Raw genomic sequence first — 22,413 nt, 5'->3', positions numbered from 1 at the left:
TTGGTGCACTGCTTATGCTAGTTTCGGCATTGGGCTGGACGCTGTTCACACTGGCTGGCGCGCGCAGTTCCGACCCGCTTGGTGGCACTGGACTGGCTTTCATCCTTGCTGCGCCGTTTGGTGTGATCGCATGGCTTGTCCTCCCTGATACAGCAAGCCTGCAAGGCGCCGCTTTGGCTATTTTGTCAGGGGCCGTCACTTCGGGATTGGGTTATGCGCTTTGGTACAAAGTGTTGCCACGTATCAGCATGCCAACGGCAGCGGTCGCGCAGCTAACCGTGCCCGTTATTGCAGCACTTGGCGGCGCGTTGGTGTTGGGTGAAGCGCTTACGCTGCGCTTTGCTTTGGCAACCTGCTTTGTTCTAAGCGGTGTTGCGCTTGCAATATTTGCCCAAACGCGCGGCACTAGGTAGGCAAGCTGTCGCGCAAGGTGACAAAACCCTTTAGTCCGCGCACCAAAGTGCCTATCTGAATAACATGCTACGTTTCGCCCTTGCCCTTGCCTTGCTCCCAGTATCAGCCGCCGCCGAATGCGTTGTGCTGTTGCATGGTCTTGCACGGACTGAAACCTCCTTTGCTTTGATGGAAGAGGTCCTGCGGGAACGCGGATTTGATGTAGTGCGTCCGGGCTATCCTTCGACAAAAGCAACTGTGCAAATGTTGGTCGATATCACGCTGCCGGAAGCGGTGGCAAAATGCGGGCCTGCGAAGCTGCACTTTGTCACCCATTCCATGGGCGGCATCCTTTTGCGAGAATGGCTGCGCGATCACCGTCCTGCCAATTTGGGTCGCGTCGTTATGTTGGCACCGCCCAATCAAGGGAGTGAAATCGTTGATGTGCTTGGCGACATTGATGCTTTTGGCTGGTTCAATGGTCCAGCTGGGATGCAGCTGGGTACAGGCAAAGACAGCCTGCCAAAACGCCTGCCGCCCGCGAATTTCGAGCTGGGGATTATTGCCGGGGATCAGTCGCTGAATCCGTTTTTCTCGTCCATTATCGATGGGCCTGACGATGGCAAAGTGTCTGTTGAATCGACCAAGCTCAAAGGTATGAAAGCGCATATGACGCTGCCGGTAACTCACACCTTTATGATGAATAATTTCCGCGTTATCGGTGAAACAGTGCTGTTCCTGGAAAGCGGCGCGTTTGATCCTGATCTTGATTGGCGCGATGTTGTGGAAACCGCGATTGACGAACTGGCGGATGGCGATGAAAACCGTTGAGTTGCGATTTGTCGGGGGAGAGGTTCTTTTTCCCGAAGGGCTGTCACAGCGACCGCTTGCGATTGCAGGTGGTGTCGTTTGCGACAATGCCGTGCGCGTGGGCGTGCGCGATATAGATGCGCGGGGCTACAGGATTTTACCGGGCATCGTGGATATTCATGGCGATGGCTTTGAACGCCACCTTGCCCCACGACGCGGCGCAATGACCGATATGCACCTTGGGATCGCGTCTGCGGAAACCGATCTTGCGTGCAACGGGATAACGACTGCTGTTATGGCGCAGTTTTACAGCTGGGAAGGCGGGCTACGCGCGCCGGAATTCGCGCGCAAGTTTCTTGATGCGTTAACGGCGACGCGGGCAGATCATCTCACGGATATGCGTGCGCAATTGCGCATCGAAACGCATATGATAGACGATTATGCGGACATGTTGGCACTGATAAAAGCGCATGAAATCGGATATGTTGTTTTCAATGATCACATTCCACACAAGCGGTTGGATGAAGGGCGTAACCCCCCGCGACTGACAGGAACTGCACTGAAAAGCGGGCGCAGCCCCGAGGCGCATCTGGCGCTGATGCAAGGCTTGCACGCGCGCAGCGATGCTGTCCCGGCGGCGTTAAAGGACTTCGCCGTCCAACTAAGTGATGCAGGGTGTTTGCTTGGCAGTCATGATGACACCACGATTGCGGATCGGGATATGTACCGTGACATGGGCGCACAAATTTCAGAGTTTCCCGAAACGCATGAGGCAGCTCTGGCCGCGCGGCAAACCGGTGCAAAGATTATTCTGGGCGCACCGAATGTGATGCGTGGCGGTAGCCATGCGGGCAATGTGTCGGCTATAGAATTGATCCGCGAGGGGCTGTGCGATGCGCTTGCCTCTGACTATCACTATCCCGCGCTGCGCCAATCCATTGGCAAGCTTGTCGCGCAAGGGGCCTGTGATTTCGCGCAAGGCTGGGCGCTGCTGTCGAGCGGCCCTGCGGACGTGCTCGGGCTTTCGGATCGCGGCACGCTCGCGCCGGGTCTGCGCGCTGATCTGGTTGTGGAAGAGATTGCAACAGGGCGCATCGCGGCTACGATTTCAGCGGGTCGTATCAGTCATTTGCAAGGTGATTTTGCTGCGCGTCTGCTGGCGGCCTAACGCGGCGCTGCGGCGCGCTTTAGGCGATCATTGATTGCCGCACCAAGTCCCGCCCGAGGGATGGGCGCAACTGCAATCGTGCCACCTGCCATTGCGTCGAGCAAATGCAAATGGCCAAACAGATTAGCCGCGGCTTCAACCAGATCACCGCTTTCGGATAGGTTGAGATCGCATTCCATCGGCCCAAAGCCCAAGGTCTTTTCGCCCGTTGCCCAGTGCTCCGCGTCTAGCCGCATCTTTGCGTTTGGTGCATAGTGCGACAGCAACTGACCCGGCGCCGAAATTTCGCGGCCATTCGGTTCGAGCAATACCTCATTCAGGACCGTTTCGATGGCGTCGCGCGGGACCCCGCCTTCGCGCAGAAGCGTTGGCGTGCCGGTCAAGCCGACAATTGTTGATTCAAGACCGACTGCACAGGCACCGCCATCCAGAACCGCTGCTATTTTGCCATCAAGACCCGCAAGAACATGCTGCGCAGTCGTTGGGCTAATTTTGCCGGACGGGTTGGCCGAAGGGGCGGCTACAGGACCGCCGAACCTGCGCAACAGATCATGCGCGAGATCGCCAGCGGGCACACGAATGGCGACGCTTGGCAGACCTGCGGTGACCAATTCGCTTAGGCCTGCCTCTGCGCGTAGTGGCAACACCAACGATAAAGGGCCGGGCCAGAACGCAGTTGCGAGCGCATCTGCGGCATCGGACCAAACCCCGATTTCACGCGCGCTTTGCACGTCTGCAACATGGACAATCAAGGGATTGAAACTGGGTCGCCCTTTGGCTTCGTAAATGCCTGCAACGGCGACACCATTGCGCGCATCCGCGCCCAATCCATAGACGGTTTCGGTGGGGAAGGCGACGCGCTCGCCCGCGCCAAGTAGATCGGCGGCGCGCTGAATGTCCTGGGCAGAGAAACCGAGCCGTTCCGTCACGCTGTATATTCCCTTGTTTGACGCTGCGTTTCCATTGCGAGCACTATCGCCCGATTTGTATGGTGCATGAAGTTTGCGCAGGCATACTTGCCCAAGTCTAATATGCCAAGCGCTGCGTTGCTGCGCTGCGCTCGCATGTCAAAATAGAGAGAGACAATCCCAATGTCCTATCGCGCTCCGCTCCCTGACTATCAGTTTCTTTTCGATCATGTTGTCGGCTTGGATGAAGTCGTCGCACAAGACCGATTTGCCGAAGCGACTCCTGACGTGACATCCGCGATTCTGAGCGAAGCAGGACGGTTGAGCGAAGATATTCTTGCGCCGCTCAATCGCAGCGGCGATCTGACGCCTGCGCGTTTGGAAAACGGTGTCGTTCGCACCTCTCCGGGGTTTGACAAGGGTTTTCAGGCAATCGCCGAAGGTGGCTGGATCGGGATGTCTGCGGACCCTGAATATGGCGGCATGGGCCTGCCGATGACTGTCACAACGGCCGTCAATGAAATGATGGCGTCGGCATGTCTGTCGCTACAGCTTGCACCGCTGATGTCGCAGGGTCAGATCGAAGCATTAGAGCATCATGCGTCGGATGACATGAAAGACCTGTATTTGCCCAAGTTGATTTCGGGCGAATGGACAGGAACAATGAACCTGACAGAGCCACAAGCAGGCAGCGATGTCGGTGCGCTGAGTTCAAAGGCTGAACCGAACGGCGATGGTACCTACAGCATTTCCGGGCAGAAGATTTACATCACTTGGGGGGATCATGATGTTGCGGAAAACATTTGCCACCTTGTGCTTGCGCGGCTTCCCGACGGGGCTGCCGGGACCAAGGGTATCTCGCTGTTTCTTGTTCCGAAATATCTGCCGGACGACGCGGGCAACCCCGGTGTTGCCAATACGCTAAAGGTGGTGAGCCTTGAGCATAAATTAGGCCTGCACGGTAGCCCGACCGCTGTCATGCAATATGACGGCGCGAAGGGCTGGCTTGTTGGCAAAGAGGCGGGCGGCATGCGTGCCATGTTCACGATGATGAACAACGCGCGTCTTGGTGTTGGCGGCCAAGGTATCGGCATCGCAGAAGGGGCGCTGCAAAAGGCGCTGGAATACGCGAGCGAGCGCAAGCAGGGGCACAGCCCGATTGAGGGCGGCACTGGCACGATCATGGATCATGCCGACGTGCGCCGCATGCTCAGCGCGATGAAGGCAGACGTCTTTGCGTCCCGCGCGATTGCGCTGATGTGTGCAACGGCGATTGATATGCAAACTGCAACGGGATCGGCGGAATGGGGCGCACGCGCTGCTGTTCTAACGCCGATTGCCAAAGCCTTTGGCACCGAAACCGGGATGCGCGTTGCTGAAATGGGCGTGCAGGTGCATGGCGGTATGGGCTTTATCGAAGAAACGGGCGCGGCGCAGTTTTACCGCGATGTGCGCGTTACGTCGATTTACGAGGGCACAAACGGAATTCAGGCGATGGATCTCGTTGCACGTAAGTTGATGGATGGCGGCGATGCTGTCTTTGCGTTGCTGGATGAAATCGAAAGCTACACAGAAACCGCGCGTAAAGACTGCCCGACCTTGGGCGAACCGCTTTGGGAAGCAACAGAAAGCTTGCGCGAAACAACCGAATGGATGCTGGCCCAAGAGAACCTGAACACGCGTTTCGCGGGTGCCGTTCCATTCCTGATGGCCTTTGCACGTGTTCTTGGCGGGTATGCGCACCTGAAAGCTGCGATAGCGGTAAATGGCAAAGGCCCACGTGCGAAACTTGCGCGCCTCTATATGACGCGGCTTTTGCCAGAGCATACCGGCTACCTTGCACAAGCACGTGCTGGCGATAGCGATCTCTATGCGCTCAGCGCTGACGAGTTGATGCTTTAATGGGCGATCAGGACCGCACGATCCGCTATCCTTGGGAAACGCCGCCCGTCGGCTCAGAAGCGATCGAGGTCGCCGAAGGCGTGCTTTGGATGCGCTTGCCGCTGCCGATGAAGCTGGATCACGTCAATGTCTATGCATTGGATGATGGCGACAGCTGGACGATCATAGATACTGGTTTTGACAGTAAAAAGACCCGGGCAATATGGCAGGATATTATAGCTGGCCCGCTTAAGGGTAAACCTGTGTCACGCCTGTTGGTAACCCATCACCACCCGGATCACATTGGGTTGGCAGGCTGGTTTCAAAGCGAGCTTGGCGCCGAGCTTTGGACAACGCGCACGGCTTGGCTCATGGGGCGGATGCTTCAACTTGATGAGCAGCTACACCCGACACATGAGACGCTGGAATTCTGGCGCAGTGCTGGCATGGCGGACGATATTTTCGCGCAGCGCGCCGCCGAGCGTCCCTTCAACTTTGCTGATGTGGTAGCGCCGCTTCCGCTTGGGTTTAGACGCATCAAACAGGGCGACACGATTCGCGCAGGTGGGCGCGACTGGGACGTTCATATCGGCAATGGACACGCGCCAGAGCACGCCACGCTTTGGTCCAGGGATGACAATTTGGTGATCGCAGGGGATCAAATCCTTTCCTCGATCAGCTCGAACATCGGCGTTTATGCGACAGAACCAGACGCCGATCCTGTTGGCGACTGGCTGGAGGCTTGCGAGCGGCTCAATCTGCTGGCACGGCCAGATCACCTTGTTTTAGGCGGGCACAAACTGCCATTTACAGGGCTTCCAACGCGAATGCGTCAGTTGATCGACAATCACCACGGCGCCTTGGATCGCCTTGAAGCGCACCTTGATAAGCCCTCAACTGCAAGTGATTGCTTTGCGCCGCTCTTCAAACGCAAGATCGGGCCAGCTGAATATGGTCTGGCCTTGGTTGAATCTATTGCGCATGTGCAGCACCTTTGGATCGAGGGGCGTGCGTTGCGTGAAAAACGCGAGGATGGCGCGTGGGTGTATCGTCGCCCCGACTGAACCACACGAGGGGAGTTAGCGTTGGACGACAAGATTGAAACTGCGGCCGAGGCTGCCGAAGCGGACGCACTACCGCGCCGTTTCGAGGCACACACCGAAGATGGCAAATGTCGCGATGAGCGGATCGAAGGGCTAGGTAGTAAACCCGCCAAGGCGAAAAGCCCTGCGGAATGGGCCTATGAGCGGCTTATCCTTTATATTCAGAACTTCGAAGAGCAGCTTGATAACGAGCATGAGGTCGCAATGGGTTTTACGGGCGGCGATGCAGGTGTGCTCAAGATTGAAGGCATGGGGTTTTTCGATCCTGATATCGTCACGTTCTATGGTTCCGACCCGGCAGGGGGCAAAACCCAGCTTGTCCAGCATGTGAGCCAGCTCAACGTGATGCTGCGTGCCTTGCCGAAAGAGATCAAAGCCGAAGCACCAAATCGCATTGGTTTCAAACTTGCGAAAGATATAATCTGATCTGGGGTTTTTGCGCAGGGTGCGCGCGAACGTCCTAGGTGACAGCAGAAGCGGAATCGGCTAACCAGCCTTCAACGCCTATTTGAGGAGACAGACAATGGCAGAACACAAGCACGGCGAGATGGATACATCTGTTCAGGAAAAAACTTTTGACGGCTTTATGAAATACGTCACATGGGGCGCAGTCTTTTCGATTGGGTTGCTTGTCTTCATCGGTTTGGTGAACGGCTAAACAGGCACGGCGCGCCAGTATTATGGCGCGCTCATTCGCTGGGGGGCGGTTCTTTTGATACGTAAATTTATTCTATGTGTTCTTTTGCCATTGGCTTTGATGGGTTGCGGCGCAAAATCTGAATGGGCTCCCGACGAAGTGGTCGCGCAAATGGCCTATCGTGAACCCGGTCCTTCGACGCTTACGCTTATGACTATGATAAACAACCGTTCCGGTTCCGGTGCCCATACTGCACTGGTCATCAACGCGTCACAAAGGGTGATCTGGGATCCCGCAGGAACCTTCAAGCATCCTCGCATCCCCGAGCGCAATGATCTGATCTATGGCGTCAATCCAGAGGCGTACAAAGTTTACAAAAGCGCTCACGCTCGTGAAACCTATCATGTCGTTCTGCAAGAAATTACCGTTTCACCAGAGGTCGCGGAAAAGGCCTTTGCTCTGGCGCGTCAAATGGGTCCTGTTGCGCAAGCGCAGTGTACTGGCTCAACTTCCAGCTTGTTGGCTCAGCTTCCCGGCTTTGAAACAATTGGCAGTCATATGTTCCCTAAAAAACTGATGATGTCCTTTGCCAAGCTGCCGGGTGTTAAAACCGAAAAAGTGTTTGAAAATGACGCGGGCGACAAAGCGACAGCTTTCGGTGCGGCCAAGGCCTATCAACCGAAAACCTTCTAAACTCATTGATTTGTTCGAAATTTGAACTCGCCCCGCTTCGTCGGGGCGAGTTTGTTTTGGCGCCTTGACGTTAGAGGCGATCCAAAAGTGCAGGGGTCGGCCATGCGTCTGCGGGCAGCCCCAGTTGGATCTGAATGTCCTGAATAGCCGCGCGGGTTTTTGCCCCCAGGATCCCGTCGATGTCACCAACATCATATCCACGCGCCGCGAGCTTTTCTTGCAGGCTCTTCATTTGCGCATCGCTTAGGCCTGCGTCAGGGTTTCCTGCGTTATAGATTTGCCCGCCCTCCAGGCGCGTAGCAAAATAGGCGGCTGTCAGAACGTAGGTGAAGCTTTGGTTCCACTCAAAATATACACTGAAGTTCGGATAGGCGATGAATGCTGGCCCCTTGCGTCCTTGCGGCAGAACGATGGAGCCTTGCAAGTCTGCCAGTTCCCCGGCGCGTGCCCGCACACCCATCGCTTGCCACTCGCTTGCGCTTACCGTGTGGTTCAAGCCGCTTTTGGACCAATCAAAGCCATCTGGTAAAGTGATCTCTTGCAGCCAAGGTTCGCCACTTCGCCAACCAAGCGAACTTAGCATTTTGCCGCCCGAGAGCAGCGCATCAGCGGCTGACGTTTTCAGGCGGACATGGCCGTCGCCATCCCCGTCCATCCCGTTTTCCAAGATGTCGGCAGGAAGCATTTGCACCATGCCAATTTCGCCGGCCCATGCACCTGTCGTGCTTGCTGGATCAAAATCGCCGTGCTCGAACAGCTCGATTGCGGCAAAGATTTGCGGGCGGAACAACTCGGGTCGGCGGCAATCATGGGCAAGTGTCATCAGGGCATTTGCTGTGTTGAAATCACCCTGAAACGAACCGTAGTCCGTTTCGAACGCCCAAAATGCCAGTAACACACCGCGTGATACACCATATTCGCGCTCGATCCGGTCAAACATGGCGTCATAGGTTTTTCCCATCGCGCGCCCTTTGTCGATCCGCCCCTGGCTTATCAATCGACGGGAAAAATCAATGAACGGCAATTGAAAGACGCCCTGCGCGCGATCTGCTTTCAAGACTGCCGCGTCTTGGCGTGCCGAAGCAAAGAAGCGCTCGACGTTTGCGGGCGCATGTCCGCGCGATATGGCTTCTTGTTTAAGCCCTGAAACGAACTGGGAAAAACTGCCGCCGCAACCTTGGGCAAGTGCAGGGGACGCGACAATCAAAGCAGCCAGTGCAACTGCGGAGAAGCGGGTTAGCATAGTGGAAAATCCTTTAACGAATACAGATGAAGTCTAGAAACCAATGAGCGCGAGCGCAAATAACATTGCACCAAAAATGCCCCAAGTACGCCATAGCGCACGGGTTGCGGCATCGATGTCGTCTGCTCCGATGCTCTTGCGGGCGGTTGCATTGACAAAAGGAAAATCACGCATGGCACCATCGTAACTGCGAGGCCCTGATAGCGCGACATTCAGCGCGCGCGCCATCGCGGCTTCGGGCCAGCCCGCATTGGGCGAGCGGTGCTGACGCGCCTCGCTCGCAATGTCGCGCGACTGTGAGAGCAGGCCAAAACCAAGTGCAATCATGAGCGCCGTCAGTCGCGCAGGGATCAGATTGAGCACATCGTCAAATCGCGCAGCGGCCCAACCAAAGTCCTGATGGCGCGGGGTCCGATATCCGATCATGCTATCGGCTGTATTGGTGATCTTATAAAGCAGCAAGGCGGGTAGCCCGCCGATAAGGAACCAGAACGCAGGTGCGATAACCCCGTCAGAAAGGTTTTCGGCCGCGCTTTCAATTGCGCTGCGGGCAATGGCAGGTTCATCCATATTGGCAGTGTCGCGCCCGACAATCATGGCGACTGCCTGCCTGCCACGGTCCACATTGATGCGTAATGCGTCGGCGACGGCACGCACATGTTCAACCAGTGATTTCTGCGCAATGAGGATCGCGGCGAGCACTATTTCTACGACGTAGCCAAGTGTGCCGAGAGCCAAGCCAAGAAGCACCGCGCCCCCGCCCAGCGCGCACATCACAGCGATGCCTTTTACCAACTGCCTGCTGCCTGTGTTGAAGCGACGGTCCGCCCAGCCGATCAGATTTCCCATCATCACTGCGGGGTGGCTTAGCCGTGACCAGAGCCACCGCGGCTCGCCCAGGACCGCATCCAGAACGAGTGCGCAGATCAAAATAGCGGCGGTGCTCATTTGGTTCCAGACAAAGCGGCGCTGAGGCGCGCCCATTGCGTGGGCGCTGGCAGACCTAATCGAAGCCAGCGCGTCGAGTATGGGAAGACACGCGACCAGATGTGCGTGCGCGCGAGTTTGTCTTGCCAAAGCGCGGCATCACCAACGTCATACAGGCGAAACAAAGTTGTGCCGCCTACAATGCTCGCTCCATGTGTCTTCATCAAGCTATCAAGGCGCAAAGCGTCCGCGCCAAGGCGTGTGCGCGTTTGCGTGGCCCATGCGTCGTCGTGCAAAGCACGCGCGCCGATTTTAAGCGCGGGACCGCTTACTGCCCAAGGGCCGATGAAATCGTTAAGCCGCGCAAGCAGTGCAGGATCGCCAATCGCAAAGCCAAGGCGCAAGCCGGCCAACCCCCAGAACTTGCCAAAGCTTTTCAGAACAATAACGCCGGTGCGATCAGCCAAATGGATCAGGCTTTCGTCTGGCGCAATATCGCAAAAGCTTTCATCGATCACTGTTAATGGTGCTGTAACATCGCTTTCGCGCCACATGCGCCCGTCGGGATTGTTTGGATGAACCAACACGCGGGCATTTGGTTTCTGGTTTGAAACCTCCCAGCCCTGCGCGAGAAACGCCGCCGCATGTTCGTTGTAGGTCGGTGCAGGAATATCAACACGCGTGCCATGAACCAAAGCAGGAATGCGGGCGATGAGGGCAGAAGCGCCGGGCGCAGGCAGGATTGCGGCACCTTTAGGGACATTCCAGAACTTGCGCGCGGCTCTGCTTAGCGCATCCAAAGCAGCAGCGTCGGGCAGGGCAGTCCAGTCCTGGGCACTAAACGCGCCAATGTCATAGGGGACGGGGTTGATCCCTGTGGACAGGTCAATCCAATCTTCGCGCGCGCCGCCAAAACGCGCCGCAGCGCCATCCAGGCCACCGCCGTGATCTCTTGGGGTGTTGTTCATTCAGCGTCAGGAACAGGTGGATGGCGTGTTATGAAATGGCCTTTGATCGCTTGTGGCCATTCGCGGAACGGAACTTGCCCCGTTTCGGAAGCGGCGTGCTTTTGCGCATATTCAACAATTCCGGCAGCGGATTCGTCGGAGGCGTCGAATTTGCCCAACGTATAAGCAAGCTTTCCGTTCGCCTGAATTGCGATGTTGCAGCTGTGCGAGCAACCCATCAGGCAAGAAACTCGGCGCGTTTTGACATCGGTGTCGACGGCGGCACGTTCAATTGCAGCAGCAAGGGTTTCACCGTCGGTCAAAGTATCCGTTTCGGCGTTCCAATCGTCGCGCTTGCATGTATCGCAGACGGTAATCCATGTGGTCATTGTGTTGGAGCCTTTCAGACAAACCTCAGTGTAGCGGTTCAAGCGGAAACCTGCTGTAGCCGCAAGCAATTCCGCTCAAAATTTCGGAAATTTCTATCTGTCACGGTCGAAAATTAACAATTTGTTAAGGCTTGAGAGCGAAACCAGAGGAAAATAAATCACAAGAACTAGCGGTCGACTGTCATGGAAGTGCTAATTGTAGAAAGCCAGGTCGAACTTGGCATGCTGTGGAAATCTTGCCTTGAAAAAAGAGAGGGGATGCAGGTCAGTCTTGCGTGCGATCAAGAGCAGGCCTTTGATGCTCTTCGCTCCAAACGTTTTGAAATGATTATCCTGGATCTGATCCTCGCTGACGGGCAGGCCTTGGCTATTGCCGACTATGCGAGCTATCGGCGCCCAGATGCGCGGATCATTTTCGTGACGAACACCTCGTTCTTTTCGGATGGTTCTATTTTCCAGCTCAGCTCGAACGCCTGTGCCTTTGTGCAAAGCGCAACGCCGCCAGAGGATCTGGCGGCAATGGTTCAGCACTACGCGAGCGCCAGTTAACCCCTAGCCGCGCCCGTGTGGCGCATCATAATCCAACACCGGATTTATCGGGATGATCCGGTGCGGATTGATGGTGTCATGGCTGTAGTGATAGTGGCGCACGATATGGTTCATGTTGATTGTCCCGGCTATGCCCTTAATCTGATAAAGCTCACGCGTGTAGGCCCAAAGGTTTGGGTAATCGACAATGCGTTTGCGATTGCATTTGAAATGCAGGTGATAGACGGGATCAAACCGAATAAGGGTTGTGAACAATCGCCAATCCGCTTCGCTCAATTGATCGCCCATAAGATAGCGGCTGTCGCTCAGACGTTTTTCGAGCCAATCGAGCGTTTCAAAAAGCGGGCCAATCGCAGCATCATATGCTGCTTGGCTCGTGGCAAAGCCGGCCTTGTATACGCCGTTATTCACCGTGTCATAAATGCGCGCGTTCACCTTTTCTATTGGTGCGCGCAATGCCTCGGGCCAATAATCCACGGTGTTGTCAGTGATCGTGTTGAACGCCGAGTTGAGCATTCTGATGATCTCGGAAGACTCGTTGGAAACGATGGTTTCTCGTTGCTTATCCCAAAGAATGGGTACGGTGACGCGGCCTGAAATCCGCGGGTCGGCTTTGATATAGATGTCGCGCGCAAAAGGAAGCCCGTAAAGCGTATCGCCCGTCGCACCGAACTTGTCTGTCTCAAAGGTCCACCCGTCCGAAAGCATGTCGGGATGGACGACAGAGGTCGAAATATGGTTCTCCAATCCCTTTAGCGCACGGAAAATCAAGGTGCGATGCGCCCAAGGGCAGGCGTGACTTACATAGAGATGATAGCGCCCTGCTTCGGCGGCAAAACCGCCCGAGCCCGTCGGGCCTGCGCTTCCATCTTCGGTGATCCAATTGCGAAATGCAGCGGTTGATCGCTTGAACGCACCGCCCGTCGAGGACGTGTCATACCACTGGTCTTTCCAGACGCCATCGACAAGCAAACCCATATCGTAAACCTCCAATTCATGTGTTGCTATCGACCTAACCTATCATTGCCTGCACACAAATCCCGCTTTGCGCGCAGGATACGTGCAAAGCTGCACATGGGCCTTGGTTTTGCTGGATCGCTCACCGCTCGAACATATCCAAACATACTTAGATGTCATCGACGCCGCAGCACCCCAGAACGCTGGTTTGAAAGACGTCGCAGCTAGGCGCTTAATGGCCGCGAATCCGTTTGAACCTGCGGGTGCGCACCCCTATACAGGTGGCTAACAACGCCCCAAGGGGCCGGATAGGTGTGATGCGGCGGTCGACCCATGCAGGGGGCCAAAACGTCAGTGGTTAACGGCAAGCAATGCTTGCCTGCTCTCCTCTTCGGCTTGTCGAGATGAAGGAGACCGCCTGATGAAATCCGTTTTCTATGCCAGCCTTGTAATGCTCTGGGGCAATTCGCTTGCCGCGCATCCCGGTCACCTGGCTGAAGTTGCCGGACATGGCCATTGGCTGGGTGCTGCTGCAATAGGCGCAGCGATTGCGCTGGGCGCTTGGGCGGCGCTGAAAGGCAAAAAACAAGAGCAAAGCGAAGCCGAAGACGCTGATCTTGAATCCGAAGATTTGCAGGAGGCCTGATAGGATGAGCAAAATTGGCGTAATGATTTGCGGGCATGGTTCGCGCAGTCAGTCGGCAGTAGATGAATTTTCGCAATTGGCCGAAAAACTGCCACCCTATTTGCCCAGCGATTGGCTGATGGAGTACGGCTATCTGGAATTCGCCAACCCTGTCATTCGCGATGGTCTGGACAAGCTGCGCGAAGCGGGCTGTGACAAAATCCTTGCCGTTCCGGGCATGCTGTTTGCGGCAATGCATTCCAAGAACGACATTCCGACTGTCCTGAATACCTATGCTGCCAAGCACGGTATCGAAGTGTCCTACGGGCGCGAACTTGGCGTTGATCCTAAAATGGTCGCCGCCGCAGGTGCGCGGATTTCGCACGCAGTTGCCAAAGCGAATGCCGAACACGGCGAAATTGCTCTGCACGACACCTGCCTTGTTGTCATCGGGCGTGGTGCCTCTGATCCGGACGCCAACGGCAACGTCGCCAAAATTGCCCGTTTGTTGCAAGAGGGCATGGGCTTTGGCTGGCTTGAGGTCGGGTATTCCGGCGTTACCTTCCCCTTGGTTGAGCCCTGCTTGCAACACGCCAGTAAGTTGGGTTACAAGCGCGTTATTGTCTTCCCGTACTTCTTGTTTAGCGGCATTCTGATCGACCGCATCTATGGCTTTACCGATCAGGTCGCCGCAGAGCATCCCGACATCGACTTTGTCAAAGCCGGGTATCTCGGGGATCACCCGAAGGTGCTGGAAACCTTCGCAGAACGTGTAAGCGAGCAACTTGGCGCTGTGCCGCCCCCGAATTGTGGTATCTGTGCGTTCCGCGAACAGGTTCTGGCGTTCGACAACGGCGAACATCATCATATCAAGCCCGAAGATCGCCAACATCCTGCGTTCGGTTCCGTTCCGCCGCCCACATGCGTCATGTGCAAATACCGCACGCAGGTCTTGGGGTTTGAGGCCGAAGTCGGTGCGATCCAGGAAAGCCATCACCACCATGTAGAAGGGCAGGGCGCGTCTGCGCCTGGTTCCAACGTGGCAGATTGCGCGCTTTGCGATACCTTCTGCACGGGGATGTGCCGTCTGCAGATGCAGGATGCCCAGGCCCATCACCACCATCATCACGACCACGATCATGCGCACGATCACCACCACGATCACGATCATCACCATGCTGAATACCCCCACGCCAAGCACCCGCATGGCCCCGAAAGCGCGCGGAAACCTTTGTGAGACCTTACGAACGTGACCCCTCTGCGATCTATGCGCAGAGCTTTGCAACTGTGCGCAAAGAAGCGAATCTGGACCGCTTCGATGTCGGCATGCAAAACTTGGCAGTTCGCTTGATTCACGCATGCGGAATGGTCGAAATTGCGGATCGCATAGCGTTTTCGCAAGGCGCCTATCTGGCAGGACATCGCGCCCTGAAAAGCGGGGCCCCTGTTTTATGTGACTGCGAAATGGTCGGTGCGGGCATCATCCGCCGTTATTTGCCTAACGATAACGAGGTGATTGTCACGCTCAATGACCCCCGTGTTCCAGATCATGCCAAGGCAATCGGCAACACGCGTTCAGCTGCTGCTGTCGAACTGTGGGAGCCGCATCTCGAAGGCGCGGTCGTGGCGATTGGCAACGCCCCAACGGCCCTGTTTCATTTGCTTGAAATGCTGGATGCTGGCGCGCCAAAACCTGCTGTGATCCTGGGCTTCCCCGTTGGATTTGTCGGTGCCGCTGAAAGCAAAGCCGAACTCGCAGATCGCCCGAGGGATTGCGATTTCATTGCCCTGCGTGGTCGACGGGGCGGCTCTGCGATTGCTTCTGCGGCGGTCAATGCGCTGTCAGCAGGCTTGCCAGAGGAAAGTAAAAATGTCTGATCCCTGGCTTCATATCGTTGGTATCGGCGAAGATGGCATGGACGGTCTTGTCCCTGCGACGCGCGCGGTGCTTGAAGCCGCCGAGGTCATCATCGGCGGGGATCGCCATCATCAACTGAGCGGGTCGCTCAGCGCAACACGCGTTGCCTGGCCGTCACCGTTTGATGCTTTGATTGATGTGTTGACCAGTTACCGCGGCAAGCGCGTTGTCGTGCTTGCGACGGGTGATCCGCTGTGGTTCTCGGTAGGTGCGCGTATTGGCCGTTCGATTGATCCCGCCGAAATCATCTATCACCCCCAACTCAGTGCTTTCCAATTGGCTGCTGCGCGTATGGGATGGTCAATGCCTGACGTGGAAACGCTGACGGTCCACGGTCGCCCTGTCCAGCAGATGATCGCATATATTCAGCCAGATATAAAATTGCTGATCCTGACAACGGGTGCTGAAACGCCTGCGCAGATTGCTACGTTTTTGACCGAACGGGGCTTCGGGCAAAGTAAGATCACCGTTCTGGCCGCTATGGGAGGCAAGGATGAACAGCGCTTTGACGGGATCGCAAGCGAGTGGTCACAGGAGGTGCCAGCGTTCAACACTATGGCCGTTGAGTGTATCGCTGCACCTGATGCTGCGCTTTTGCCGCGCGTGCCGGGGCTTGCAGATGAGCTGTTCCAGAGCGATGGAACCATGACCAAGCAGGAAGTGCGCGCTGTGACTTTGGCAAAACTGATGCCGATGCGCGGGGCGCTGCTTTGGGATATTGGCACGGGCTGTGGCTCTGTCGCGGTCGAGTGGATGCGCGGCGCGCGTTATGCACGCGCCATCGGGATCGAGCCGCGCGCAGATCGCCGGGCAATGGCAGCGGCCAATGCCCTGGCACTTGGAGCGCCCAAGCTGGAATTGATCGACGGCAAAGTTCCCGAAGCTTTAAGCGGTTTGGACGCGCCCGATGCTGTTTTTATTGGCGGTGGCCTGTCCGAAGCGGTGTTTGATGCCGCGTGGGAAGCGCTGCGCCCGTTAGGCCGTTTGGTCGCCAATGCGGTCACGCTGGAAAGCGAAGCCGTTTTGTTTGCTTTGCACAAAAAACACGGCGGCCAGTTGGTGAAACTGCAAGTGAACCGCGCGGAACCCGTTGGCTCATTGACAGGCTGGCGCCCGTTAATGCCGGTCACTCAATGGAGCCTTATCAAGCGATGAACGGTAAACTTTTTGGCGTTGGCCTCGGGCCGGGCGATCCGGACCTGATGACGCTGCGTGCACACCGGCTGATTTCGGGGGCCAAGGTCGTTGCCTACCCGGCGCTTGAGGGGGCTGCGAGTTTTGCGCGCTCGATCGCGGCAGATGTGATCCCCAAGGATGCCAGAGAAATCGTCATGGATGTTCCCATGAGCGTAGAGCGCGAACCTGCGCAAGCGGCCTATGACACAGGCGCAGCCAAGATCGCCGAGGCGCTGGAGGCAGGTGAAGATGTGATCTGCCTTTGCGAGGGCGATCCGTTCTTTTATGGCTCGTTCATGTATCTTTTCGCGCGGCTGTCTGCTCGTTTTGATGTCGAGGTTATCCCCGGCGTGACGTCCATCACGACCTGCGCCGCGCGCGCGGGAATCCCGTTGGCGGCACGTAACGAACGTTTGACTGTTCTGCCCGGCCCATTGCCCGAGGACGAGTTGCGCGTGCGCATCGAGGGCGCGGAAAGCGTTGCGATTATGAAGGTCGGCCGCCACCTTGCAAAAATTCGCGGTGTGATAGATGCGCTCGGCCTCACCTCTCATGCAGTCTATGTCGAGCGTGCCAGCCTTCCTGAAGAGGTAGTGCTACCCCTCGCTGATGCGCCTGAAAAGGCACCTTATTTCTCGATGATTTTGCTCACAAAAGGAGCCGATCCATGGCTGTAAAAGCTGTAGTAATTGCGCTGTCGCGCTCTGGTGAAGCAACCGCGGGGGTGATTGCAAAAGCAATTGGCGCGCAAGTGCACGGACGGCAAGGGCGCGTTGATGTGGCCGATGTCTTTTTCGCCAATGCGCTGGAGCATGCGCGGGAATTGTTTGCAGCGGGCACGCCGATTATCGGGGTCTGCGCGTCGGGCATTTTGATCCGCGGCGTTGCGCCCTTGCTCGCTGACAAACGTAGCGAACCGCCCGTCATTTCGGTAAGCGACGATGGCGGCGTTGTCGTGCCATTGCTTGGTGGGCATCGCGGTGCCAACCGCCTTGCACGCGAGATTTCCGAGGCGCTTGGCGGCGTTGCTGCTGTGACGACGGCGGGCGATGTTGCGATGGGCGTTGCGCTTGATGAACCGCCCGTCGGATACGTTCTGGCTAATCCGCAAGACGCAAAAGGCGCGATGGCAGCGATGCTAGGCGGCGCTGGTGTTCGAATTCAGGGCGAGAACATCTTTGATATTGAAAACACTGGTAACGGGGTCGAACTGATCGTAACCGATCAGCCTGCAAACGGCTCTGAAACGGCGTTGGTTTACCATCCGCAAAAGTTCGTTTTGGGCCTTGGCTGCGCACGCAACGCTGACCCTGCTGAAATGTGGGCGCAGGTTGAAGCCGTGCTCGCAGAAGCGGGCGTTGCCCAGGGTGCTATCGCAGCGGTGACGTCGATTGATCTCAAAGGCGATGAGCCGGCGATGATCGAAACGGCGAAACGCCTTGGTAAACCTTTGCGCCTTTTCACCGCAGAAGAACTGGAGGCACAAACGGCACGCTTGGAAACCCCCTCCGATGTGGTTTTCGCTGAAGTCGGTTGCCACGGCGTAAGCGAAGGTGCGGCGCTGGCCGCTGTCGGGGCAAGCGGCTCGCTTCGCGTTGCGAAACGCAAAACGGCCAACGTCACCGTCGCGCTGGGTGAAGCCGCTGCGCCGCTCGTTGAACTTGCGGGCCGCTCGCGCGGGCGTTTGTCGATCGTCGGGATCGGTCCGGGTCAGGCAAGCTGGCGCACACCAGAAGTATCGCGCCTTGTCGCAGAGGCTGAGGAACTGGTGGGTTACGGGCTCTATATTGATTTGCTAGGGCCATTGGCGATTGGCAAGCAACGTTCTGATTTCCCGCTTGGCGGCGAAGAAGCACGGTGCCGATATGCGCTTGAGCAGGCTGCGCTGGGCAAGAACGTAGCGCTGGTTTGCTCTGGCGATGCTGGCATCTATGCCATGGGCGCGCTGGTGTTTGAATTGATGGATCGCGGTGCTGATGAGCTTGGTGTGAGCGATGCCGCGCACCGTGTCGAGGTCGTTTGCTCGCCCGGCGTGTCCGCATTGCAGGGCGCTGCCGCGCGCGCTGGCGCGCCTTTGGGTCACGATTTCTGCGCGATTTCACTATCCGATTTGCTGACGCCGCGCGATGATATCTTGCGCCGCCTCCGGGCTGCGGCGGAGGGTGACTTTGTCATTGCTTTCTACAACCCTGTATCCAAAACGCGCCGCACCTTGCTGGCCGAAGCACGTGACATATTGCTCAAACATCGCCCTGCGGACACGCCTGTTATGCTGGCCTCTTCGCTTGGCCGCCCTGAAGAAAATGTCCGTTATCGCCGTTTGGAAGACTTGCAGGTCGATGAAGTCGACATGCTGACAGTTGTTCTCGTGGGCTCAAGCAACTCCAAACTGGCGCAGCTTGGCGAAGGCCCGCGCATGTATACACCGCGCGGCTATGCCCGCAAAATTGACGGCGACTTGAGCGAGCAAGCGTCATGAATGAGTTTATTGGCAAGGTGAAGACATGACCGTTTACTTTATTGGCGCGGGGCCGGGTGATCCTGAACTGCTGACACTAAAAGCGCAGCGTTTGATTGCCGCCTGCCCTGTGTGCCTCTACGCGGGATCACTGGTCCCTGAAGAGGTCGTCGCGGGCGCACCGGACGGGGCAATCGTTATGGACACTGCCGCGATGACGCTGGATGACACGCACGGCGAGATCATGGCCGCCCATGCGCGCGGCGAAGATGTGGCGCGCGTGCATTCGGGCGATCCGTCTTTGTACGGCGCGATTGCCGAACAGATACGTCGTTTGCGTGCGGATAACATTGATTACCAGATCATTCCTGGCGTGCCTGCCTATGCGGCGGCGGCGGCGGCTTTGGGCCAAGAATTGACCGTTCCAGAGATTGCGCAATCGATTGTTCTGACACGTGTCTCGATGAAAAGCACGTCGATGCCGCCAAAGGAAACGCTTGATAACTTTGCGGCAACCGGCGCAACCTTGGCGATCCATTTAGGCGTTCGCAATCTGCGCGAAATCGTTCGCGTTCTCTCGCCCCATTATGGCGAAGATTGCCCGGTGGTCGTCGCCTATCGCGTCGGCTGGCCAGATCAGATGTTCATTCGCGGGACGTTGAAAGACATCCATAAAAAGGTGCGCGCCGAGAAGATCACGCGCACGGCGCTAACGCTTGTCGGGCCTGTGCTGGGGAACATCCGCGACTTCAAGGATTCCGCGCTTTATGATCCAGCGATGCCGCATGTGTTGCGCCCCGTCGAGGGCGCGGTGCTCGAAGAGCCGATTGATTGAGCCATACCTGCGTCAGCGCAAAAACGACATTGCGTCGTATCTGGAATAGCAAAAATAACTTCAGGCAATAATTGCGTGAGGCAATCCAGATGAACTGAAGTCATGCACGAACGCCGAATACCAGAGATGCTCAGACATGCCCCTGCACCAAGCGTGCGGGGTTTTGCTGTTTTGGCAGGCATTGAAGCCGTCGCCAGAGGGATCCTGATTTCGGTGTTCCCAATCGTGATGTATCGGGCATTGCAGGACGCGGGCGTCATTTCCAAGGTGTACTTTTTGATCGGAGTTGCATCGCTGTTCGTTGGATTGTTGGTCCCCTATTTGATCCGCTTTGTACCAAGACGGTGGGTCTACGCCGCAGGCGTTATTATGTATGCGACAGGCGCCTTGCTTGCTGCATTTGGAGGGCCGTTCGCCGCAATTATCGGTCTTGCCTTTACGACCTTCGCGACAGTTGCGACCTTTGTCTGTTTCAACGCATATGTTCTTGATTACGTTTCCAAAATAGAACTTGGAAAGTTTGAAACCTCACGCTTGTTTTACAGCGCGTTAGGCTGGACAATTGGACCCGTTCTTGGCGTGTATCTATTTGGCTGGTGGAGGCCTGTACCGTTCTTGATAGCGGCCTTTGCTGCCGTGGCTATCTTGGTCATTTTCTTTATAATGCGGCTGGGCAACGGCAAGCTGATCGCCAAGAGCCGGGCCACCCCGATAAATCCATTCTCCTATTTTGAGCGCTTTGCAGCGCAACCGCGCCTGATAACAGGGTGGATATTCGCTGTGCTACGCTCTTGCGGATGGTGGGTCTATGTCGTCTACCTTCCGATCTTTTCCGTCCAGAACGGATTGGGCGAACAACTTGGTGGAATCGCGCTTTCTATTTCAAACGGGGCGCTGTTTCTCACGCCATTGATGTTCCGTTTCATGCAAAGCCATTCTGTAAGAACGGCCGTTCGAACGGGCTTTTTGATGTCAGGAATCATTTTTGTGTTGGCAGGCATAACACAAGGATTTCCGATGTTTGCCGTGCTCTGCCTGATAGCAGGTTCGTTCTTTCTGATCCTGTTGGACGTCAGTGCCGGGCTGCCGTTTTTGTTGGCCGTCAAGCCCTCTGAGCGCACCGAAATGTCAGCAATCTATTCAAGTTATCGCGATGTGTCGGGAATATTGACGCCGGGCGCAGCTTGGATGATCTTGCTTGTTGCGCCGATCTCCGGGGTCTTTGCCTTGGGCGGGATTGGGTTGGTGTCTGCTTGGCTCTTGGCAAGCAAGTTGCACCCACGGTTAGGGCAGGCGCGAATTGCTATCGAAAAACCGATGGGCATGGCAGATGAAAGCAAGGCCGGAGCGCTCGCATAGGGCGGTGTAAATGGCATCTTAGACGAGCATCATTACGATGCTCGTCCCGCCAAATGTTGATTACTGCAAATCGCCAAACGCTGCCTGTAGCCGCTCTACAGCTTCAACCACTCTTGCGCGCGGTGTTGCAAAGTTGAAGCGAAGGAAGCTTTCACCGCCTTTGCCAAAAGTTGGGCCATGGTTGGCTGCGATGCGGGCGTCCTTTTCAACACGTGCTGTGAAATCTTCGCGGCTCATGCCGGTGCCCTCAAAATCGACCCATGCGAGATATGTTGATTGCATTGCCATGGATTTGAGGCCGGGAATGGCATTCACGCCCGCATCGAAAACCTTTCGGTTGCCATCGAGATATTGGACCAGATCATCGACCCACACTGCGCCTTCACGGCTATAGGCTGCTTCGGCCATAAATAGGCCGAACGAATTTGGACTAAGTCCCATAGCCATCATTCGCGCGGCAAAGCGTGCACGCAGATCAGGATCGGCAATGATAACGTTGCCCGAGTGCGAACCTGCAATATTGAAGGTTTTCGTGGTAGCAGACATCATAACCAAACGATCTTCAATCCCGGAGATATTCGCCATCGGGATATGCGCCGCGCCATCAAACACAAGGTCATGGTGAATTTCGTCCGAGACGAGGATAAGTTCGTGGCGTTTTGCAAAAGCCGCGACAGCCTGCAATTCACCTTTGCTCCAAACGCGCCCTGACGGGTTATGCGGCGAGCAGAAGACAAGCATCGTTTCATTGCCGGTCATTTGCGCATCATAGGCGTCGAAATCCAGCTCGTAGCGCCCGTTATTGTTTACCATTTCGCATTCGACAACCTTGCGATCCGCCGCAGTGATAACCTTGGCAAAGGCATGATAAACAGGCGTGAACAGCACGACGCCTTCGCCCGGATTGGTAAAGGCGTCAACACACATAGACGTTCCGTTAACGAGGCCATGCGTGGTAAAAATACTCGCTGGGTCGACTTTCCAGCCGTGGCGGGTTTCCATCCACCAGCAGATCGCCTCGCGGTAGGGGGCGTCATTGCCGTAATAGCCATAAACACCATGTTCGTGCATCTTGGCGACAGCATCGGACACGCATTTTGGCGGGCGGAAATCCATATCCGCGACCCACATAGAAATACCATCATTGGCTGGCACGCCGTAGATCGCCTCCATTGAGTCCCATTTTACCGAGTGGGTGCCAAAACGGTCGATGATCTCGTCGAAACTCATAGGGTCTTCTCCTGTTATTCAACAGGGACGCTACCGATTTACAGCAAATCTGCAAGGCCCGTTGCAGCGCGCGCAATGCTGGCTTAAATGCATGGGCATGAAACGCAAGATACTGATCCATCCCGACCCGCGACTGAAAAAGGTCTGCGCTGCTTTGCCCGACATCTCGGATGAACTGCGCACGCTCGCTGATGATATGCTGGAGAC

At 56.4% G+C, this 22,413-nt stretch carries 24 protein-coding genes and 1 pseudogene; 18 read left to right on the top strand and 7 right to left on the bottom strand.

What is annotated here, in order from left to right:
- The 3 genes from WBC85_RS07100 to WBC85_RS07090 form a co-directional block, all read left to right on the top strand.
- A partial coding sequence (locus tag WBC85_RS07100; protein ID WP_424434473.1) for an EamA family transporter occupies nt 1-413 on the top strand: 413 nt, incomplete at its 5' end.
- Nucleotides 414-477: 64 nt separating this feature from the next.
- Nucleotides 478-1,224, top strand: a complete 747-nt coding sequence (locus WBC85_RS07095; RefSeq protein WP_424434470.1) for an esterase/lipase family protein — start codon at nt 478-480, stop codon at nt 1,222-1,224.
- Nucleotides 1,211-2,371: an alpha-D-ribose 1-methylphosphonate 5-triphosphate diphosphatase gene (locus WBC85_RS07090; protein WP_424434467.1), complete on the top strand. Its 1,161-nt coding sequence runs from the start codon at nt 1,211-1,213 to the stop codon at nt 2,369-2,371. The genes WBC85_RS07095 and WBC85_RS07090 overlap by 14 nt, the downstream gene beginning before the upstream one ends.
- Here WBC85_RS07090 and WBC85_RS07085 read toward each other — a convergent pair.
- Nucleotides 2,368-3,300, bottom strand: coding sequence for an L-threonylcarbamoyladenylate synthase (locus WBC85_RS07085; protein WP_424434464.1), 933 nt, complete (start codon nt 3,298-3,300; stop codon nt 2,368-2,370). The genes WBC85_RS07090 and WBC85_RS07085 overlap by 4 nt on opposite strands.
- A 162-nt stretch (nt 3,301-3,462) precedes the next feature.
- Between WBC85_RS07085 and WBC85_RS07080 the strand changes: the two genes are divergently transcribed.
- The 5 genes from WBC85_RS07080 (at nt 3,463) to WBC85_RS07060 (ending at nt 7,593) form a co-directional block, all read left to right on the top strand.
- Nucleotides 3,463-5,181 (top strand): acyl-CoA dehydrogenase, encoded by a 1,719-nt coding sequence (locus WBC85_RS07080; RefSeq protein ID WP_424434461.1) that lies wholly within the window; start codon nt 3,463-3,465, stop codon nt 5,179-5,181.
- Nucleotides 5,181-6,224 (top strand): MBL fold metallo-hydrolase, encoded by a 1,044-nt coding sequence (locus tag WBC85_RS07075; RefSeq protein ID WP_424434458.1) that lies wholly within the window; start codon nt 5,181-5,183, stop codon nt 6,222-6,224. The genes WBC85_RS07080 and WBC85_RS07075 overlap by 1 nt, the downstream gene beginning before the upstream one ends.
- Before the next feature lie 21 nt (nt 6,225-6,245).
- Nucleotides 6,246-6,689: a DUF6173 family protein gene (locus WBC85_RS07070; RefSeq protein WP_424434455.1), complete on the top strand. Its 444-nt coding sequence runs from the start codon at nt 6,246-6,248 to the stop codon at nt 6,687-6,689.
- Between the two features lie 97 nt (nt 6,690-6,786).
- Nucleotides 6,787-6,921, top strand: coding sequence for an aa3-type cytochrome c oxidase subunit IV (locus tag WBC85_RS07065; RefSeq protein WP_424434452.1), 135 nt, complete (start codon nt 6,787-6,789; stop codon nt 6,919-6,921).
- Between the two features lie 54 nt (nt 6,922-6,975).
- Nucleotides 6,976-7,593 (top strand): hypothetical protein, encoded by a 618-nt coding sequence (locus tag WBC85_RS07060; protein WP_424434449.1) that lies wholly within the window; start codon nt 6,976-6,978, stop codon nt 7,591-7,593.
- A 70-nt stretch (nt 7,594-7,663) separates the two neighbouring features.
- Here the strand turns inward: WBC85_RS07060 and WBC85_RS07055 are convergent, their stop codons facing one another.
- Genes WBC85_RS07055 through WBC85_RS07040 form a run of 4 tightly spaced genes read right to left on the bottom strand, consistent with a single transcriptional unit; the run spans nt 7,664 to nt 11,099 of the window.
- Nucleotides 7,664-8,836: a lytic murein transglycosylase gene (locus tag WBC85_RS07055; protein ID WP_424434446.1), complete on the bottom strand. Its 1,173-nt coding sequence runs from the start codon at nt 8,834-8,836 to the stop codon at nt 7,664-7,666.
- A 33-nt stretch (nt 8,837-8,869) separates the two neighbouring features.
- The gene (gene cbiB / locus WBC85_RS07050; protein WP_424434444.1) at nt 8,870-9,784 is read right to left on the bottom strand and encodes an adenosylcobinamide-phosphate synthase CbiB; all 915 of its coding nucleotides are present in this window, start codon (nt 9,782-9,784) and stop codon (nt 8,870-8,872) included.
- Nucleotides 9,781-10,731 carry a threonine-phosphate decarboxylase gene (locus tag WBC85_RS07045; RefSeq protein WP_424434441.1) on the bottom strand — a complete coding sequence of 317 codons (951 nt, stop codon included), beginning with the start codon at nt 10,729-10,731 and terminating at the stop codon, nt 9,781-9,783. The genes cbiB and WBC85_RS07045 overlap by 4 nt, the downstream gene beginning before the upstream one ends.
- Nucleotides 10,728-11,099 carry a DUF1636 family protein gene (locus WBC85_RS07040; protein WP_424434438.1) on the bottom strand — a complete coding sequence of 124 codons (372 nt, stop codon included), beginning with the start codon at nt 11,097-11,099 and terminating at the stop codon, nt 10,728-10,730. Before WBC85_RS07040 ends, WBC85_RS07045 begins: the two co-directional genes overlap by 4 nt.
- A 183-nt stretch (nt 11,100-11,282) precedes the next feature.
- On the opposite strand from WBC85_RS07040, the gene WBC85_RS07035 reads away from it, so the two are divergent.
- Entirely contained in the window at nt 11,283-11,648 is a 366-nt protein-coding gene (locus WBC85_RS07035) for a response regulator (protein WP_424434435.1), read from the top strand.
- Nucleotides 11,649-11,651: 3 nt separating this feature from the next.
- On the opposite strand, the gene WBC85_RS07030 is transcribed toward WBC85_RS07035, so the two are convergent.
- Nucleotides 11,652-12,626, bottom strand: a complete 975-nt coding sequence (locus WBC85_RS07030) for a glutathione S-transferase family protein (protein WP_424434432.1) — start codon at nt 12,624-12,626, stop codon at nt 11,652-11,654.
- 400 nt (nt 12,627-13,026) lie between these two features.
- Between WBC85_RS07030 and WBC85_RS07025 the strand changes: the two genes are divergently transcribed.
- The 8 genes from WBC85_RS07025 to WBC85_RS06990 all read left to right on the top strand — a co-directional run bounded on the left by WBC85_RS07025 (nt 13,027) and on the right by WBC85_RS06990 (nt 20,976).
- On the top strand, nt 13,027-13,251 hold the full coding sequence (locus tag WBC85_RS07025; protein ID WP_424434429.1) for a DUF6732 family protein: 225 nt from the start codon (nt 13,027-13,029) through the stop codon (nt 13,249-13,251).
- Nucleotides 13,252-13,255: 4 nt separating this feature from the next.
- Nucleotides 13,256-14,467 (top strand): sirohydrochlorin chelatase, encoded by a 1,212-nt coding sequence (locus WBC85_RS07020; RefSeq protein WP_424434426.1) that lies wholly within the window; start codon nt 13,256-13,258, stop codon nt 14,465-14,467.
- Nucleotides 14,464-15,108, top strand: coding sequence for a precorrin-8X methylmutase (locus WBC85_RS07015; protein WP_424434423.1), 645 nt, complete (start codon nt 14,464-14,466; stop codon nt 15,106-15,108). The genes WBC85_RS07020 and WBC85_RS07015 overlap by 4 nt, the downstream gene beginning before the upstream one ends.
- Nucleotides 15,101-16,303, top strand: a complete 1,203-nt coding sequence (gene cbiE / locus WBC85_RS07010) for a precorrin-6y C5,15-methyltransferase (decarboxylating) subunit CbiE (RefSeq protein ID WP_424434420.1) — start codon at nt 15,101-15,103, stop codon at nt 16,301-16,303. Before WBC85_RS07015 ends, cbiE begins: the two co-directional genes overlap by 8 nt.
- Nucleotides 16,300-17,001: a precorrin-2 C(20)-methyltransferase gene (gene cobI / locus WBC85_RS07005; RefSeq protein ID WP_424434417.1), complete on the top strand. Its 702-nt coding sequence runs from the start codon at nt 16,300-16,302 to the stop codon at nt 16,999-17,001. The genes cbiE and cobI overlap by 4 nt, the downstream gene beginning before the upstream one ends.
- Nucleotides 16,992-18,803, top strand: a complete 1,812-nt coding sequence (cobJ, locus tag WBC85_RS07000; RefSeq protein WP_424434414.1) for a precorrin-3B C(17)-methyltransferase — start codon at nt 16,992-16,994, stop codon at nt 18,801-18,803. Before cobI ends, cobJ begins: the two co-directional genes overlap by 10 nt.
- 25 nt (nt 18,804-18,828) lie before the next feature.
- The gene (gene cobM, locus WBC85_RS06995) at nt 18,829-19,617 is read left to right on the top strand and encodes a precorrin-4 C(11)-methyltransferase (RefSeq protein WP_424434411.1); all 789 of its coding nucleotides are present in this window, start codon (nt 18,829-18,831) and stop codon (nt 19,615-19,617) included.
- Between the two features lie 102 nt (nt 19,618-19,719).
- The gene (locus tag WBC85_RS06990) at nt 19,720-20,976 is read left to right on the top strand and encodes an MFS transporter (RefSeq protein WP_424434408.1); all 1,257 of its coding nucleotides are present in this window, start codon (nt 19,720-19,722) and stop codon (nt 20,974-20,976) included.
- 60 nt (nt 20,977-21,036) lie between these two features.
- Here the strand turns inward: WBC85_RS06990 and WBC85_RS06985 are convergent, their stop codons facing one another.
- On the bottom strand, nt 21,037-22,206 hold the full coding sequence (locus WBC85_RS06985; protein ID WP_424434405.1) for a MalY/PatB family protein: 1,170 nt from the start codon (nt 22,204-22,206) through the stop codon (nt 21,037-21,039).
- Between the two features lie 97 nt (nt 22,207-22,303).
- On the opposite strand from WBC85_RS06985, the pseudogene WBC85_RS06980 reads away from it, so the two are divergent.
- A pseudogene (locus tag WBC85_RS06980) lies at nt 22,304-22,413 on the top strand (peptide deformylase); the annotation flags it as partial.

The organism is Planktotalea sp. (assembly GCF_049680325.1).
In the GTDB taxonomy this organism is placed as follows: domain Bacteria; phylum Pseudomonadota; class Alphaproteobacteria; order Rhodobacterales; family Rhodobacteraceae; genus Planktotalea.
This window is presented reverse-complemented; position numbering and strand designations above follow the sequence as displayed.